The 14,507-nt window shown below is 48.3% G+C and carries 10 protein-coding genes; 6 read left to right on the top strand and 4 right to left on the bottom strand.

Annotated elements, in window-relative coordinates; translation table 11 throughout:
- Positions 1-22: 22 nt before the first annotated feature.
- Complete coding sequence (locus ACUALS_RS15065) at positions 23-1,459, bottom strand: coniferyl aldehyde dehydrogenase (protein ID WP_454449736.1); 1,437 nt, start codon at positions 1,457-1,459, stop codon at positions 23-25.
- Positions 1,460-1,827: 368 nt separating this feature from the next.
- Here ACUALS_RS15065 and ACUALS_RS15060 point away from each other — a divergent pair, with 368 nt between their 5' ends.
- The 5 genes from ACUALS_RS15060 (at position 1,828) to ACUALS_RS15040 (ending at position 8,747) form a co-directional block, all read left to right on the top strand.
- The gene (locus ACUALS_RS15060) at positions 1,828-3,576 is read left to right on the top strand and encodes an SgrR family transcriptional regulator (protein WP_454450028.1); all 1,749 of its coding nucleotides are present in this window, start codon (positions 1,828-1,830) and stop codon (positions 3,574-3,576) included.
- Between the two features lie 201 nt (positions 3,577-3,777).
- Positions 3,778-4,767, top strand: a complete 990-nt coding sequence (locus ACUALS_RS15055) for an ABC transporter substrate-binding protein (protein ID WP_454450027.1) — start codon at positions 3,778-3,780, stop codon at positions 4,765-4,767.
- An 85-nt stretch (positions 4,768-4,852) separates the two neighbouring features.
- The gene (locus ACUALS_RS15050) at positions 4,853-5,752 is read left to right on the top strand and encodes an ABC transporter permease (RefSeq protein WP_005469046.1); all 900 of its coding nucleotides are present in this window, start codon (positions 4,853-4,855) and stop codon (positions 5,750-5,752) included.
- Positions 5,745-6,971 (top strand): quaternary amine ABC transporter ATP-binding protein, encoded by a 1,227-nt coding sequence (locus tag ACUALS_RS15045; protein WP_005469405.1) that lies wholly within the window; start codon positions 5,745-5,747, stop codon positions 6,969-6,971. Before ACUALS_RS15050 ends, ACUALS_RS15045 begins: the two co-directional genes overlap by 8 nt.
- A 183-nt stretch (positions 6,972-7,154) precedes the next feature.
- Positions 7,155-8,747 (top strand): BCCT family transporter, encoded by a 1,593-nt coding sequence (locus tag ACUALS_RS15040; protein ID WP_454449735.1) that lies wholly within the window; start codon positions 7,155-7,157, stop codon positions 8,745-8,747.
- Between the two features lie 39 nt (positions 8,748-8,786).
- Here the strand turns inward: ACUALS_RS15040 and ACUALS_RS15035 are convergent, their stop codons facing one another.
- Together ACUALS_RS15035 and ACUALS_RS15030 are read right to left on the bottom strand one after the other, a co-directional pair.
- The gene (locus ACUALS_RS15035; RefSeq protein ID WP_334474493.1) at positions 8,787-9,050 is read right to left on the bottom strand and encodes a hypothetical protein; all 264 of its coding nucleotides are present in this window, start codon (positions 9,048-9,050) and stop codon (positions 8,787-8,789) included.
- A 156-nt stretch (positions 9,051-9,206) separates the two neighbouring features.
- Positions 9,207-11,981 carry a glycoside hydrolase family 3 protein gene (locus ACUALS_RS15030; RefSeq protein WP_454449734.1) on the bottom strand — a complete coding sequence of 925 codons (2,775 nt, stop codon included), beginning with the start codon at positions 11,979-11,981 and terminating at the stop codon, positions 9,207-9,209.
- 141 nt (positions 11,982-12,122) lie between these two features.
- Between ACUALS_RS15030 and ACUALS_RS15025 the strand changes: the two genes are divergently transcribed.
- Positions 12,123-13,004 (top strand): helix-turn-helix domain-containing protein, encoded by an 882-nt coding sequence (locus tag ACUALS_RS15025; RefSeq protein ID WP_454449733.1) that lies wholly within the window; start codon positions 12,123-12,125, stop codon positions 13,002-13,004.
- A 138-nt stretch (positions 13,005-13,142) separates the two neighbouring features.
- Here the strand turns inward: ACUALS_RS15025 and ACUALS_RS15020 are convergent, their stop codons facing one another.
- The gene (locus ACUALS_RS15020) at positions 13,143-14,471 is read right to left on the bottom strand and encodes a carbohydrate porin (RefSeq protein ID WP_038135342.1); all 1,329 of its coding nucleotides are present in this window, start codon (positions 14,469-14,471) and stop codon (positions 13,143-13,145) included.
- Between the last annotated feature and the right edge of the window lie 36 nt (positions 14,472-14,507).

Genomic DNA, 14,507 nt, shown 5'->3' with positions numbered 1-14,507 from the left:
GGCGAGAGCAGCAAAAGGAAGATTAACGAATAAACAACTTAGCCAACGCGCTCTGAGCGAGCTTTCGATATTTTAGTATCAGGCGGCTTCTTGGTAACCAGCTTGGCGTCATCAATACAGTTTTGGCTTTTGAAAACGTCATAAAACCTTCGATACCGTGATAATGGCCAAGACCCGACTCTCCAATTCCACCAAATGGAGCATCTTCGGCGGCAACATGCAGCAAGGTATCATTGATAGCGACGCCGCCACTGTGTGTATGCTCGATAACTTGACGTTGGAGCACTTTATCATCGGACATCAAATACAGAGCAAGAGGTCTTGGCTTCGAGTTGATGTAGGCAAACACCTCATTAAGATGTTGATAGCCAATCACTGGCAAAATCGGACCAAAAATCTCTTGATTCATCACCAGCATCTCTTCCGTTGTTCCGGTGATTAAGTGCGGCAACATTCTCCGCCCAGATACCTCTACCCCTTCGATGGTATGAATGCCCGCCCCTTTGGTTCTCGCATCCTCTAGCAACTGAGTTAACCGTTGGTACTGTGCATCATTGATGATCTGAGTGACCGAATCCGCGCCTTTTTTGTCTATATAAAGCGACTTATACCGTTCTAAATAGAGGCGAATGAACGCAAGTTCTTTCCCCTTTGGCACCAGCACATAGTCGGGTGCGACGCATATCTGGCCAGCATTGACCGATTTACCCAGCATGACAGCGTCGACGGCGCGGCGAAGCTCGATCTTATCATCGACAATCGTCGGGGACTTCCCACCAAGCTCTAGCGTGACAGGGGTGAGATTTTTTGCCGCGGCCTGAGCAACAAGGCGGCCAACAGGAGTCGAACCCGTAAAGAGAAGATGATCAAAAGGCAACTGAGAGAAGTGACTGGCAATATCGGCTTCGCCTTCCACTGAGTAAATCTGCTTATCTAGCTCTCCAAAAATTTCGCTTAGCACTTGGTTTGTATGAGGAGTATGCTCGCTGAGCTTCACCATCACTCGGTTTCCTGCCGCTATAGCGGTGACAATCGGCGCAATGCTCAAAACAATCGGAAAGTTCCACGGTACAATCACGCCCACAACGCCCAGAGGTTGGTACTCAACGCTGACTGAAGATGGCGTTAGCAATAAACCCGCAGAGCGACGACTGGGCTTCATCCATTTTTTAAGGTGCTTAATGGTATAGTTGATGTGCGAAACCGCTGGCAAAATGTCGCAGATAACGCTGTCAAACTGGCTGCGAAAACCGTAATCCTCACTGAGCGCATCCGCCAAAATTTGCTGCTTCGCCAACAGCGCACTTTTTAGCAACTTGAGCTGTTCAACTCGTGATTGATAATCAGGATAAGGTTGAGCGTTATAGCATGCACTCACTTCGTGAAAGAGCAGCTTAAGATCATGCTCCGATTTGATGTGCTCTTTTTGCCAACGACTCAGGTCAACCACTCTTTCCATAACTTAGCCAATACTTGTAGATAATCTCGGCATAATCTTAGTCACAAATCCCCTGAAAGTCTCGCCTGCTTGGCTCTAGAGTGAGTGCTCTATCTCATTGTTTAACATTTATGCACATCGTAAGTTGGAAAGAGCACTGGCTGATATGGTCGTGGGGGTGTCAGGAGCATATTGCCAACCAGTGCCCGAGGTGTGGCAAACCACAGAGCCAGTTTGCCGAAAAAATAGGACAACTAAAACTCATCAATAAAAACAAATTCCTTCCTATTTTTGCCGCATATATCCACCGACTAGCGCAATCTCGGCTGAAAAGCGCTAATATGAGGAACAAACAAATGCTTTCGCCTTCACCCTATCTGGAGATTATTGTGTCTGACCTCACGCTACTTCGCTACTACACGCGTCTGGTGCCATTGGGCACAAACGAAGAGATCAAAACGTCCTTGCCGGAAGTGGCAGATGCCATGTTTACCAGCACGCGTCATGCACGTAACTTGTTGCAAGATATGCAAAAAATCGGATGGTTAACTTGGTCTCCAAAGGTCGGTCGAAACCAACGTTCCACGCTTTGTTTGACTTACTCTCTTAGCGATCTCAAAGTCCAACTTGCGACCTTGCGTATCCAAGAAGGGAAGTATGAAAAAGCACTCAGTCTATTAGACGGCGACCAACAAGCCTTTGGTCGACTACTGCAAAGCACCTCGGGGGCGACAGTACGCGAAGGACAGCTGCATATTCAGCTTACTTACAAACGACCTTTCGAACGCCTCGTTCCTCACCATCTGCAACGTTCGAGCGAACGCTACTTGCTAAGGCAAATCTATTGCTGTTTGGTATCCAGTGGAGCCGACGGGGAACTTCAGCCTGAGCTTGCACACCATTGGCATTATGACCAAGCAAGGTGCGAATGGACCTTCTATCTGCGACCTGGTCTCACTTTCCACAATGGTGCTCCGATTGACGCGAGCAGTATTGCAACCTTGTTCAACCAACTTAAGCCATTGGAACATTACCAAAGCGAAATGTCGCATCTTATCGAGGCAACCGCGCCACTTAGCAACAAGGTGGTATTTAAGTTGGCCATACAAGACAAGGGGTTTGGCGGGCTAATCTCTGGAGTGAAGTATGGCATCCAGCCACCAGCGCAGTTGGAAAAAACGGATTCAAAGCTCGTCACTGGCAGTGGCGCATTTGCGGTGGTTGAGCACTCTGGCGAACGTCTGCGCTTGGAAGCCTTTGATCACTACTATGCGTGCCGAGCGTTGACCGACCAAGTCACTATTTGGCAGTTGGATGAGAAAGAAATGGTCAACAAGCAGATTGAAACCAATCAGCCAGAAGCGCGCGACCAAGGCTGTAACTATTACCTCTCTCACGCTGTGGAGCCAAAAGCGCAAGTAGCTAGCCAACAATCGCGAGTGGAAGATGGCTGTCTGTTTGTTCTGTTTAACCAACAATCTCCATCGACGCTGAGTGATAAACAACGTCGGTATCTATCCAGTTTTATCCGTCCCGAAATAATCTTAAAGCAGCTCGAGCAAACCAATACGCTGTTTGGCTGTGAAATTGCCTCGAACCTCTTGCCCATGTGGCACAAAATCGTCAGACCAGACGCGCCCAAAGTGACGCTTCCAGAGCATATTTCCATTGCAGTATACGATTACACAGCCCTTAAAAACTGTGCATTGGCACTTCAATCCATACTGGAGAAACAAGGAACGCACGTTAGCGTCAACACCTACTCATTTCGTGAAATCAATCAGTTGGCTATGGAAGGAAAGCTCAACGAATCGCTTATTCTAACCAACATTAACTTGGACGATAATCGGCACGCGTCCGCCTTCAACAGCTTGTATCACAATCCAGTATTACAAAGCTGTATTGGTCATGAATCTAAGGTTTGGCTAACTCAGGCTTTAAGCGATTTGCGAGCACAAACACCTCTGCCAGACTACTTAGACGCTCTTGAGCCCATCGCCTCAGCCTTGATCAATCAATACTGGCTAACGCCGCTGTTTCATCATAGACAAACGTTGCGCTTTCATGGTGTGCTCAAGGACGTAGAACTCACTAACTGGGGCTGGCCTGACATTAAGAATGTCTGGTCCGCAGATTAATCATTTGAGCTCGAACCAACAAAGTTGACATACCGATCTAACCCCAACTTTCATTAAGTAATAAAAGTAAATTCAACCGTAAATCTGTGAGATAAATCACTTAATTATTGAATTCAAAGCCCAAAATCGACAATTTTTAATTTGAACTCTAATCATTAGATCTCTATTTTTATAAGGCATTCATTAAAAAGGGAAATTATGATGAGAGTAACAACGGCTGCATTGTTAGTAATGAGCGCAACCGCTCTAAATGCGCAGGCTAGCGAATGTGGCAAAGTGACCATCGCGGACATGAACTGGAACTCAGCGACGGTTATTGCCAACATTGACCGCTTTATTCTTGAGCATGGGTACGGCTGTGACGCTGAACTTATTCCTGGCGATACTATGCCGACAGGCACCTCGATGATTGAAAAAGGCCAACCTGATGTGGCCCCAGAATTGTGGAGTAATAGCCTAAAAGATGCGCTCGACAAGGGGGTAGCAGATAAGCGCTTACGCTATGCTGGTAAATCTCTGGTCGATGGTGGTGAAGAAGGTTTTTGGGTTCCAGCAGCACTGGTTAAAAAGTACCCTGAGATTGCCACCATTGAAGGGGTGAAAAAACACGCAAAATTGTTTGAGCACCCAGAAGACCCCGATAAATCCGCTTTTTACAGCTGCCCAGCCGGTTGGAACTGTCAAATCAGTGCGGGTAACCTGTTCAACGCAATGGAGTTAGACAAAGCCGGATTTGCGATTGTCGATCCAGGTTCGAGCGCGGGTCTTTCAGGCGCTATCGCGAAAGCGAATGAGCGCGGAGAAGCATGGTTTGGTTATTACTGGGCACCTACTGCTGTATTGGGAAAATACGACATGGTGAAAGTTGACTTTGGTAGCGGTGTCGATGAAGACGAATTCGTTAACTGTACCACTCAAAGCGAGTGTGCAAATCCAAAACCAACCATGTACCCACCTTCACCGGTTCATACCATTACCACTGAAGAGTTCGCAACGCGCGCGCCACAAGCCTATGACTACTTCAGTAAACGTGGCTTTACCAACGCAGACATGAACCGCCTGCTCGCATGGATGGAAGACAACCAAGCCGACGGCGAAGAAGCGATGTTCCATTTCCTAGAGGACTATCCGCAAATTTGGCAAGCTTGGGTCTCACCTGAAGTCGCAAACAAAATCAAACAAGCTCTTTAATCCTGCTAGCCATTCAACGCTAAACTAAAGATGTACTCCTCACCCTACTCATCAACAGGGTGAGGAGAAGAAAAGGAATTTATAGATGTCTAACGAAAACTGGTTCAGTAGCTTTCCAGAAATGGATCGCTCCGATCTGAGGGCTATCCGCAAAACACTCGATGGTGCGTATCGCGACTTTTCTCGCGAATATGGCGATATGATCGAATCCTTCTTTGATCCTCTGCTCTCGTTCCTAGTTTGGTTCGAAAAGCTGCTTATTTCGACACCTTGGGTCATTACACTCGCGGTGTTTACGGCGCTCGTTTACTTTGCGAGTCGCTCATGGAAACTGGGTGTCGGTTGCCTAGTTTCACTCTTGCTCATTGGTTATTTCGGCATGTGGGATGACACAATGCGCACGCTAAGCATCATTACCGTCTGTACTATGCTCTCCATTGTGCTTGGAATCCCCATTGGCATTGCCATGGCACGATCCAACCGTGTCCAATCGACGGTGACACCGATGCTCGACATTATGCAAACCATGCCAGCGTTTGTTTACCTGATCCCCGTGGTCATGCTACTAGGTATCGGTAAAATTCCCGGTCTCATTGCGGTCGTCATTTACGCCATCCCACCCGTCATTCGACTCACCAACCTGGGTATCCGTCTAGTCGACAAAGAAGTATTAGAGGCATCGACGGCGTTTGGTGCCAACGCCAAGCAGAGACTGTTTGGTGTCCAGCTGCCGCTTGCCATGCCAACGATTATGGCAGGCATCAACCAAACCATCATGATGGCACTTTCCATGGTCGTAATTGCGTCGATGATAGGCGTAAAAGGACTGGGGCAACCCGTTCTAAAGTCCATTACTAACCAATACTTTACTCTTGGCCTTCTTAATGGTTTTGCCATTGTTGCATTGGCCATCCTATTTGACCGCGCGTCGCAAGCGTACGCCAAACGAACTCAGGCTCACTTAGGAGATCTAAAACATGACTAAGCCTCTTATCGAAATCAGTGGCCTGTACAAGGTGTTTGGTCCAAAACCCGCTTCGGTCATGGAGCGGGTGAAACGCGGCGACAGTAAAGACCAAGTTTTGGCTGATACAGGCCACACCGTAGGTCTCAAAGAGATCGACTTAAAAATCAACAAAGGCGAAATTTTCGTCATCATGGGGCTTTCGGGCTCAGGTAAGTCGACGCTCATTCGCCACTTCAATCGCCTTATCGACCCAACCGAAGGTAAAATTCTGGTGGAAGGCACTGACGTGATGCAGCTCAACCAAAAAGATCTTGAGCAATTTCGTCGCAAAAAGATGTCGATGGTGTTTCAGCGCTTTGGTCTTCTCCCGCACAGAACCGTTGTTGACAACGTCGCCTATGGGCTAGAGATTCAAGGACTCTCGAAACAAGAAAGAACAGACAAAGCGTTTCAGTGGCTCGATACTGTGGGTCTAAAAGGGTATGAAAACCAGTACCCTTCGCAGCTATCTGGCGGACAGCAGCAACGGGTTGGCCTAGCGCGTGCCCTGTGTACCGATGCAGAAATCCTACTGATGGATGAAGCCTTCTCTGCGCTGGATCCCCTTATTCGCAGTGAAATGCAGGATCAATTGATCGAGCTGCAAGAAAAGTTGCACAAAACCATCGTGTTCATTACTCACGATCTCGATGAGGCGCTGCGCCTTGGAGACCGAATTGCGATTTTGAAAGATGGCTTACTCGTACAGCAAGGCACACCAGATGAAATCTTGCTTAACCCAGCGGATGATTACGTTGAAGCTTTCGTCAAAGACGTGAATCGCGCGCGTGCATTGACGGTTGAAACGGTGATGAATCCTCCAGCGTCACGAATCACAGCAAACACGATTCAAGAAGCCATCGCGCAGATGAAAGGCATCAAACAAGATTACGCCTATCATGTGACCGACGAAGGCTATCAAGGCGTTTTGACCAAAGAGGGATTACTCGATGCTGCCAAGCAAACCTCTACGGAAGAGATCGGTGACGAAATATACGAAGAAGTACCTGCTATCTCGCCAGACTCAGCGATTGAAGAAGTCTTGATGGAAAGTATTTCAAGCGATTATTCGCTCCCCGTCGTGGACGATGAAGGAAATCTTCAAGGCGAGTTGGAACGCAGTGCTGTTGCGGAAATATTTGCCGATAACGTGGAAGGAGAAAATCGCCCCGACCCAAAGCTCCATAAGGCTTCGTAGGCCGATTTTTAAAACATAACACCCGATAAAAAACGCTGGTCTCGCCAGCGTTTTTTATTAGTACTCAATACAAAGACAGACATGAATTAGAGTCAATTTCGTGATCAAGCTTTAGTTTAATTACTATTTCTGTTAACCTTGTCGCGATTTTTTGTTTCGAACTCTAACTATTTGCGAGGATAAATGAGTAGTACTAAGGATAGGTATAGCATCGAAAACACTGATTACACTGTGGGTCAGGACAACGTCCAGAAATGGGGATTTGACGTTCACAACCCTGTGTTTGGTGCCAGTGCCGGATTAATCATCCTCTTTTTAATTGCCTTGCTTGTTGTGGATCCTGCAACAGCGAAAGCCTCTCTTGATGGTATCAAATGGCAAATCATCGGAAGTTTTGACAACCTCTTCATGTGGTCTGGGAACTTGTTCCTCATTTTTTGTATTGGCTTAGCGTTATCTCCATACGGTAAAATTCGTATCGGTGGTGTAGAAGCCAAACCGGAGCATTCCAATTTGTCGTGGATTGCGATGCTGTTCGCCGCTGGCATGGGTATCGGTCTTATGTTTTGGGGCGTGGCAGAGCCCGTTGCGTACTTTACTGGTTGGTATGAAACGCCGTTAAATGTCGAGCCATATTCTGAAGAAGCAGTACGTGTGGCATTGGGCGCGACCATGTTCCACTGGGGCTTACACCCTTGGGCAATCTACGCAGTGGTTGCCTTAGCCATGGCATTCTTTGCCTTCAACAAGGGCTTACCACTCTCCATCCGCTCCGTGTTTTACCCACTACTGGGTGACCGTACTTGGGGTTGGTTTGGCCATATCATCGATATTCTAGCCGTACTCGCGACTCTATTTGGTCTTGCGACCTCTCTAGGCCTTGGCGCTCAACAAGCAGCGAGCGGTATTGGTCATGTATTTGGCTTTGAAACTGGCCTTAGCCTGCAATTGGGTGTGATTGCGTTTGTCACGTCACTGGCAGTTGTCTCTGTGGTACGCGGTATCGATGGCGGAGTAAAAGTACTCAGCAACACCAACTTGATTGTCGCTTTTGCCCTACTGATGTTTGTAATTTTGGCGGGTTTAGCCGCTGCACTGGGCTCAATTCCAGATACCTTGATGGGCTATGCGGAGAATGTCATTGCCCTGAGTAACCCTCATGGCCGTGAAGATGAAGCCTGGATGCATGGTTGGACCGTCTTTTACTGGGCTTGGTGGATCTCTTGGTCACCATGTGTCGGTATGTTCATCGCTCGCGTGTCAAAAGGTCGTACCGTACGTGAGTTCATTACCGCAGTAATTTTAATCCCAACCAGTATTACGCTAATTTGGATGTCGGCGTTTGGCGGTATTGCCATTGAACAGGTGATCAACAAAGTGGGCGAACTCGGTGAAAACGGGCTCAGTGACATCACCCTTTCACTCTTCTACGCGTATGAAGCGATGCCAATGAGTGAGATCTTATCGGTGATTTCGATTGTGTTGATCATGGTGTTCTTTATCACGTCTTCGGACTCTGCATCACTGGTTGTTGATAGCATTACCTCTGGTGGTAAAGTTGATGCCCCTGTACCACAGCGTATTTTCTGGGCCTCCATCGAAGGTGCTATTGCCGCAGTATTACTGTGGGTTGGCGGTACCGAAGCGATTCAAGCACTTCAAGCTGGTACCATCTCGACGGGCTTACCGTTCACCGTGATCTTATTGGTCATGTGTGTCAGCTTAGTGATGGGGATGCGAACTGAAATGCAGCATCACAAATTAAGCTACGCCTAATAGAATCAACAAGGCCTGCGATTGCAGGCCTTTTTATTGTTAATCTCGCGATTTCTGACACTCTTTTTTGTCTTTGGTTAAGTTAGCCAGCGCTCTTGCTTCTATGTTCTCCGAGTCCTGATAAACCTCAAACGCATCACCATTTTTATACCCCGTCAGATGCATGATTGACTGCAGCGCGCAGGTGAAAAATGCCATCACTGCAATAATGAACATCACGACACCGCCCACCTCTAACTGCATCATCAACAGCGCGAACCCAAACACAGCCGCCGCAACAATCGCTTTGTTTTTACTATTCATACCACTCCCTAACAACAACGAGCCTTTTGATTGATGGTACAAATAGTGAATCACGCATAGTTTGAGTAAACACTCAGATGCTCATTGAGTTAGTAACAGTTGGCTCAGGAAGCCCCCACAGACTTGTAGAGGCTTCACCCAGAGCCAAAAACGGTGCTAAGACAGGTTGAAAGTTAGGGTTTCAATTTCTGCCCCCGGTTTGACGAAGTCTATCGACAGATGGTACTGGCCTTTTTCCAGTTGAACCTGAAGACCATCAACGCGCACGGACTCCCCACCTGTGCCGTTAATTGCCAAACTCATACTGAACTCATCATCAATGTAAAGGCTGCATGAGGACTGAGCCAACGCATCTCGCGAGTATTTCATCACCGCTTGGCATTGGTAAATACCCGCCTGTTCGACCACAATATCCAACTCGATATTCTGTGAGGCGCCGAGCTCCATCGGTACATCGACTGGATGCGCAGTAGTTATCTCCGTCTGTGTTTTGGCTTTAAAGCGTTTGATTGGCTCATAAGCGGTAAGCGGTCTTTCCATCACCGGCGCGTTCAGGATAAAGCGACAAATGTTCATCGCACTGCGTTGCAACTCTGCAAGGGTTAAGGCTCCCGACTCCAGTGCTGCAAGGGTGTCATCTTCCATGGTATTGCGCTGCGCCCCATCATTCTCAACCACCATATAGAGATCGTTTTGCGCCCGCAGCATGTAGGAGGTGTAGGTTTTTGACTCCTCTCCAGCCGAGATGGGGTTGTTCATCTTCGCCCACCAGTCGGTCATCACTATGCCGCTAAATCCCCACTCTTCACGTAACAAGGTGGTATTGAGGTCGTAGTTTGAGGCAGCCCAATGGCCGTTAACCGGGTTATAGGAGGTCATGATTGTCGACGCTTTACCCAGTTTCACCGCCATCTCAAACGGTTTGACGTGAACTTCACGCAAGGCTCGCTCAGACATCACGCTGTCCACGTCTACCCTTGCCGTTTCTTGATCGTTCGCCGCATAGTGCTTAATCGTTCCTGACACGCCCGCTTGGTGTAAACCTAGCGTTTGAGCCGATGCCATCATGCCAGTCAAAAATGGGTCCTCAGAGAAATACTCAAAGTTGCGACCATTTAATGGGTGGCGATGGATATTGATCCCGGGGCCAAGCAAAGTATCAATCTGATTGGCACGCAACTCTTGACCAATGAGATTGAACAGTTGTTGGTTAAGCTCTCGGTTCCATGTACAGCCTAGCAATGTCCCTATTGGGACTTGCGTTGCTTTGTGTCCACTGTCCATGCGGATACCGGAAGGCCCATCGGCAGCCGCGGCAATAGGAATGCCAAATTCGAACAGACTGTCACACACGCCACCAAATGCGGCCGCTGTACCTGGGGTCACCTTAGGACTGCACATCCCTTCTCCACGCACCAAAATCGCCATTTGTTCCGCCGATAATTGACCAACAAACGCCTCTAAAGAAGCCTTACCTGATTTAACGTCACCCAGTTTTAAGCCCACGTCTCCCGTTTGCGCGATCTCGCGCGGCTGATTGGCTTCTATGCGCTCTCGCATACAAACAGTTCGCTTTGGCGTCACTTCGTAGCGAGTCTCATAGACCGCGTGCTCATTCATTTGACTAGGTTTTAATCGCTCAATAGGTTCTATAGGCGCACAAACTTCCTGTAATTGCTCAATCACCAATAAAGTGGCCAAACACCAAGTCTCAGCAATTGGCTGTGCTTTACGCACGCTGCCACCAAGATAGAAACGATACTCGCCTTCTTCGAGCAAATAACAACTCTTGTGACCCGTTACCCCACTATCGTCATACGATGCGAGTCGATCAATAGGTACCACCAGATGGAGCACTTGCGACGTATGAGGAGCCAGCTTGAGTGTTTTATCAAAGGCGACCAAAGCGCGCGCAGGTTTACCCAACTTGCCTTGAGGCGCCTCTACATAGAGCTGAACAACCTCTTTCGCCGAGAAACGATCACCTGTATTGGTGACTTCAATGTCGACATGTAACGCTGCTTTTGCTCCCTCCCCCTCAACACGGAAATCAAGTACCCGCTTAGAAAAATCGCAGTATGACAGACCAAAGCCAAATTCGAATTGGACGTGTTGCGGCGCAAAAGTTTCAAAGTAGCGATACCCGACATAGATATCTTCTTGATAGACATTGCGCCGCTTGTCGCCGAAATTGGCGGAAGATGGATAGTGCTCAAGCTGGTAGGCTATGGTATCAGTCAATCGACCACTGGGTGATTCGGTACCGGATAAGACATCAGCCAGCGCATCTCCAGCTTCCATACCCGCAGCCCAACTGAACATCACCGCTTTGATTGACTCATGCCCCTCTAGCGTCTCCAGCCACGACATATCCATAATGTTGGTCACGTTCATCACGACAATCACGCAATCAAAATGTCGACACACTTCGACGAGCATCTGAGTTTCTTGGGAGGTCAATCGATAGCTGCCCGGCTGGTCGTCGTTGTCTTGATCTTCGCCCGCCGTTCGACCAATAAACACAATCGCCTTAGTCGAGTTTTGTGCCGCCTCAGTCACTAAAGTTGAAGTGACGGGCATCTCTTCTTGAAACCAAGGCTCTGCCGCCCAACCGCCACCGCCGTCGTCAAAAGGATGCGCGTCAACCCAACGTCGATACGTTGCCGCTAACTCTGCATTAAGGGTGATAGCAGGGTGTGCAGCTAACCCGTCGAGCGCACTGATTGCGTACGGCACATTCACCGCACCGCCAGAGCCAGTGCCGCTTCGATAGGTGTCGATTTGGCAGCGACCAAACAACGACACCACATCATTGTCAGAAAGCGGTAACGCATGCTGTTCATTTTTAAGCAAGACAATTCCCTCTGTCGCCGCCTGACGACTGACAGGAACTAAGTTCTGTTGCGCGGATTGAATCTGTTTGTTTCGCATAATGGACCACATGATTGAATGATGAATACCTTGTGCGTCGCCCAATGTGAGTGACTCACTGTGCTTCTTATACAAAGCATAGTATGCTGACCGCGTTCGCTTATCTCCTAACAAAGCGACACAAATAAGGAAATTAACGACATGGCAATCCGATATAGACTTAGCTCACACCAACGGCACCAACATCTAAGTTTTGCCTTTGTCGATGGCGACCATCAGTCCGATTTCGCGCTGCATCAACATGACTTTTCTGAACTTTTTCTTGTGGTTGAGGGAAGTGGCAAGCACTTGGTGGCAAACTACCAATATCCGCTCACCGCAGGGGATGTATTTGTTATAAAGGGCGAAACAGAACACGGCTTTAAAGACGTCAAGGATCTCAAGCTGATTAACTTGATGTTTGATGCCAACGCCCCTTTCTTCGAGCTTCCTTCTATGCGTGCTCTTTCGGGATACCAAGCGCTGTTCAATATTGAGCCTTTGGCGCGGCAAACGACTGACTATCAAGCCAAGTTGACCCTCTCCCAAGCTCAGTTGACGGATATCAAACACCTTCTTGAATCAATCCGAGTCGAGTACGAAACGGGGCAAGCTGGCTTTGAAGTGATGATCAACAGCTTAATGCAGCAATTGATTATCACCTTGGCAAGGATCTACGCCGATCAGCAAGAGGCAGCGCCGAAACCGACACACGCGTTGAGCCGCGCAATGGTTTTTATCGAGCAGCACTATACGTCTGGGGAGGTCTCTCCTGAGCATATTGCTCATGCCGCATTCATCAGCCAGCGTCAGTTGGAGAGGCTTTTCAAACAGTATTTAAACAGTTCCCCCAACCAGTACGTCCGCCAACTACAAATGTCCTACGCCAATAAGCTGATTACGGAAGAGAAACTCACCTCGGTGCAACAGATTGCTGAACAATCTGGGTTTCATGACAGCAACTACTTCTCAAAATGCTACAAGCAGCGCTTTCATCTCACCCCGCGTGAAGAAATAAAAAAAGCCGCTACTATGAGCGGCTAAGTGAGCGTTAGGAGCAGTCCCTAAGTCTTCAGAACGTGTTTGCCTGAACAGTTGCAACACGAAAAAGGATAGTATGAAAAAGGAAGGCATCCTGTTCTTGGCCACAAGACGCCTTCAACATTTGCGCTCGTCAGTGTGTTACCACCACATATCCGCTTGGATACCCACAATAAAGTCGCCATCTTTGCCATTGCCGTCACGGTCTTGTCCGTCAAGGTATGACGCTAGGAAGCGGATTTCTGGATTAGGACCAAAGCCTGAGCTGACGACCATGGTCGGTGCGATAGTTAACTTGTAATCGTAAGAATCGGCTTTTTCGCCATTACGATCTTCGTAGTTGAACATGTAGCCTGCTTCTGTTGCGATAAAGAAGTTGTCAGACACAGGGAAGGTAGGACGTACCATCGCTGACACCCAACCATCACTCGCGCCATTGTCAAAGTCATTGTATTGAGTTTGTAGCGAGTGGAAGATGTTCACACCGTTATCGAAGAAATAGCCACCCCAAGCGAGCGCGCGGAAAGAAGTATCGTTGTCATCAACCGCTTTAACACATGAAGTGCCACAGCCCGAACCTGTGGTTAGCCAGCTTTGATAATCACTGCCTGGTTTGTAAGTATTGTATGTTGTAATCGTGCCACCTAACAGGTTACCCGAGCCCAACCCTTTACCCGCTTGGGCGATGTACTTGGTAAAGCCTTTATCAGACAACCCAAATACCGAGTCGGTATGAACGATGGCTGTCATCTCGTAACCTTTTTCCGCGAAGGCCTCTTCACCCGCGCCAAAACCTAAATCAATCATGTTGTCTGGCATAAACTTCGCCATGGCATGCAGCTCGACGCTACCCAAGTTCACGCCAGCGTGGAACGCGTGCATGATGTTGTTGCCGTCACCCCAAAAGCCGGTATCACCAGAGTCATCACTCGCGATGTAAGCGAAATCCCATTTGTTGCCACCTAGCTCCACACCTTCGATACCCACACCCGTACCCGACATATCGGTGTAGAAAAAGTCGGTCATAAAGATGTAGTTATCTTTGCCGTAGAATCGTTTACCGCCCCATACAACGCCGGTATCGGAGACACCTTCAAACTCAACAAAAGTTTCTGCCATACCAATTTCGCTGTTGGTGGCATCGGCGTTTGCACCTAACTGGTTAGTCGCGTATTGCGCGTTATCCGCAGCAGCGCGGGTTTTGATTCGGATCTGCTGACCCGCGTCGTTGACAAAGTTCTTTTGCAGTGCCAATTCAAAGTGGCTATCAGATTCTACGCCTAATCGACCTAAACGCTCTTTCGATGCAGGGAACTTAGCACGCTTGAAGTCATCATTTTTGCTGTAAAGGACACCCGCACGGAAATAACCGTGAAATTCGAATCCTTCGGATTTTTCCGCTAACGCAGGTAGTGAGGTGACTCCAGTCGTCGCGATAAGGCAAGCAAGAGTAATCTTAGACAGTTTCATAGTAACTCCATGTTATTTCGCGCCAAAGAAAGCGTT

The sequence above is a fragment of the Vibrio sp. NH-7 genome (genome assembly GCF_053643215.1).
This window is presented reverse-complemented; position numbering and strand designations above follow the sequence as displayed.

Bases quoted from the DNA above. Each gene is read 5' to 3' on its own strand.
- ACUALS_RS15065 (WP_454449736.1), bottom strand. From the start codon at position 1,459: ATGGAAAGAGTGGTTGACCTGAGTCGTTGGCAAAAAGAGCACATCAAA.
- ACUALS_RS15055 (WP_454450027.1), top strand. From the start codon at position 3,778: ATGAGAGTAACAACGGCTGCATTGTTAGTAATGAGCGCAACCGCTCTA.
- ACUALS_RS15050 (WP_005469046.1), top strand. From the start codon at position 4,853: ATGTCTAACGAAAACTGGTTCAGTAGCTTTCCAGAAATGGATCGCTCC.
- ACUALS_RS15045 (WP_005469405.1), top strand. From the start codon at position 5,745: ATGACTAAGCCTCTTATCGAAATCAGTGGCCTGTACAAGGTGTTTGGT.
- ACUALS_RS15040 (WP_454449735.1), top strand. From the start codon at position 7,155: ATGAGTAGTACTAAGGATAGGTATAGCATCGAAAACACTGATTACACT.
- ACUALS_RS15035 (WP_334474493.1), bottom strand. From the start codon at position 9,050: ATGAATAGTAAAAACAAAGCGATTGTTGCGGCGGCTGTGTTTGGGTTC.
- ACUALS_RS15030 (WP_454449734.1), bottom strand. From the start codon at position 11,981: ATGCGAAACAAACAGATTCAATCCGCGCAACAGAACTTAGTTCCTGTC.
- ACUALS_RS15025 (WP_454449733.1), top strand. From the start codon at position 12,123: ATGGCAATCCGATATAGACTTAGCTCACACCAACGGCACCAACATCTA.
- ACUALS_RS15020 (WP_038135342.1), bottom strand. From the start codon at position 14,471: ATGAAACTGTCTAAGATTACTCTTGCTTGCCTTATCGCGACGACTGGA.